At 35.1% G+C, this 2,399-nt stretch carries 3 protein-coding genes; all 3 read left to right on the top strand.

Features of this window, described 5'->3' with window-relative positions; all coding sequences use genetic code 11:
- Window positions 1-93: 93 nt before the first annotated feature.
- Genes HMPREF0083_RS03130 through HMPREF0083_RS03120 form a run of 3 tightly spaced genes read left to right on the top strand, consistent with a single transcriptional unit; the run spans window position 94 to window position 2,095 of the window.
- Entirely contained in the window at window positions 94-441 is a 348-nt protein-coding gene (locus tag HMPREF0083_RS03130; RefSeq protein WP_021619568.1) for a helix-turn-helix transcriptional regulator, read from the top strand.
- Window positions 442-459: 18 nt separating this feature from the next.
- Window positions 460-1,359: an ImmA/IrrE family metallo-endopeptidase gene (locus HMPREF0083_RS03125; RefSeq protein WP_021619567.1), complete on the top strand. Its 900-nt coding sequence runs from the start codon at window positions 460-462 to the stop codon at window positions 1,357-1,359.
- Entirely contained in the window at window positions 1,346-2,095 is a 750-nt protein-coding gene (locus tag HMPREF0083_RS03120) for a hypothetical protein (RefSeq protein WP_021619566.1), read from the top strand. Before HMPREF0083_RS03125 ends, HMPREF0083_RS03120 begins: the two co-directional genes overlap by 14 nt.
- Window positions 2,096-2,399 lie beyond the last annotated feature (304 nt).

The raw sequence follows: 2,399 nt of genomic DNA, 5'->3' as shown, positions 1-2,399 counted from the left end.
TCGTCAGGTTTTAAGTGGTGGGTAGTTCACTGTAACTAATTGACATTAACAAAAAAATCTCTAAGAAAATAATTTCTTAAAAAGGTGAATGCTATGAAAACAATTTCGACGGAAAAACTTGGATTGATTGTTAAGGAAAAACGTGAAGAAGCAAAGCTGACTAAAGAGGCGCTTGGTTTAAAAACACAAATTAATCGAAATATCATTGCTAAAATTGAGGACAAAAAACATATCCCATCGATTCCACAACTAAATGCTTTAATGAAGGAATTAAAGTTTCAATTTGAGGATATTATTGAGGAAGATGCATCAACTGATGTTTTCGTAGCGATGATGGGGGAAGCGGCTACGGAAAAGGAAAAAGAAGGTTTTGAGAAAATGATTGCTCGTATGTTATGCATCTCAAAATACAAGAAGTTGAGAAAGGCATATAAAATCTAGTTGTAAGGGGTTTTGTCTATGGCAAATTATATAGGAGATACAAGTCTGTCCGAGCAAGAAATTAATATGCTACAGATAATGGCAGAAGAAAAAAGAGGGCAGTTCAATATTGGGACAGCTCCATTAGGCGAAACTATTTTTAAGCTAGTAAGACAAACAGGAATCCAGTTAATCTATGTTCCTATTGAGGTAGAAGAGGATCGTTCCAATACGTTTTCGGGTATGTATGCATCCTTTAAGCAAGATGGTGAAAAGGTTTTTTATATTGGAATTAACACGTACGAATATTTAGATAAACAAATTTTCACATTAGCACATGAATTATACCATCATTGGGAAGACACTGAAATGTGTGTTTGTCGCAATTTAGAAGAACCTAATGGGTTGGGGGAGCAAAAAGCAAATCGTTTTGCTGCTGAGTTTCTTCTTCCTACTAATAAGTTAAAGGATGAAATTATACTTAGAACAGCGGGAAAATCCCATTTGAAAGAGTTTGACCATCTTGATTTGCTTCGTTTTATAGCTCGTCTACATTGTGACTATCGCCTACCGTATAAAGCAATTGTGAGACGATTACAGGAAATTAAGGCGATTACAGAAGCGCAATTTACCGAATTGATTCAAGAACCATCACGAGACGAACAAAGTGCATATTTCAAAATCGGAAAAAACATTGATCCTCATGTCTTTAAGAAACTGAATACACGAACAATGGAGGATGGGGCAGAGGGAGATATTCCATACGAATTTATTTATTGCTTTAAACGTGAAATTGTTTCCCGTACTGAATTGGCAGACGACTTAAGCTTATTTGGAAAGGAATTAGTTGATTACGATCTTGAAGAAGAAGTAAGTGATCAAGATCTTGCAGAGTTAGAAGGGTTATTCGGAGGAGGGATGGAGGATGAAACTAAATAAGGTAAAGATAGAGAATGCTAATCCGGCCCTCTTATCTCTCATAGATAACTACAGACAAGTTCTTACTCTCGATGCTAATTTCTTTATTCCACCAGATAGGAGCAAGGAAAATAAAAAGATACCGACCCTAGACTTCAATTTATTTAAAAAACATTGGCTAACCCCGCTTATTCTCACATTCCCTTATCTTTCAATCCATCAAGCCGTTTATGATGAATTTCAAACAGGTTCAGTAAGAGATTTCGTTACACAAAAAATTAGCGGGAATCCCTCCTCTATTATGCTGCTTAGAGATGAGGAATTGGATTCTCAAGAAAAAATTGTAAGGAATTCCCTTGAAATTTCAATAGCAAGGCCGACTAGATATAGTCCTGGAATTGATAACAAAGATGATAGGGGAGAAGTTAAGTCATTGGCTCATATTGCAACAAAGGGCTATCTTTATTTTTGTTCTCATGATTCGAATGCGTTACGATTAATTGACGATGCTAGTGAGTTACAAACAAACCTGGATAATGTGTTATCTATTCGGACGTATGAAATTCAATATTACTTACTTCGGATGGAGATGGCTGAAAAGGGATTTATTCGTAGTTTATATAAGTATATGTACTATCTAACGGAGTCTGATAAAAAGCATAATTTATCATGGGAAGAATTTTGTAATGGAATGGATACACTGTATTTGGATGCAATAAAAAAGGCATCTGAGAAACCGACAAAACTTATTTTATAGATTAAAAAGGGACACGCCGATGGGAACTAATACGCCAATCGGTGTTTTTATTTTTTGTGTTGGCAATCAAGTTATATTACACTAAAATAGAAAAATATGTATGCGGGAAATTATAAGTAGAGATGGAATGAGGTAAATACAATGTCTAATCCTCTTTCGGCTTTAGTTCCCCTTATATAGACACAAAGAAAATGTATGATTATTTTCGGGAAAATATAGATGGGGAACGATTAAAGTTGTAGGAAATAGTAGTCAGGCGGATTATTAAACTGTATTTGGCAATGAAAAAATGCATAAAACGGCA

It is taken from the genome of Aneurinibacillus aneurinilyticus ATCC 12856 (assembly GCF_000466385.1).
Lineage (GTDB): Bacteria > Bacillota > Bacilli > Aneurinibacillales > Aneurinibacillaceae > Aneurinibacillus > Aneurinibacillus aneurinilyticus.
This window is presented reverse-complemented; position numbering and strand designations above follow the sequence as displayed.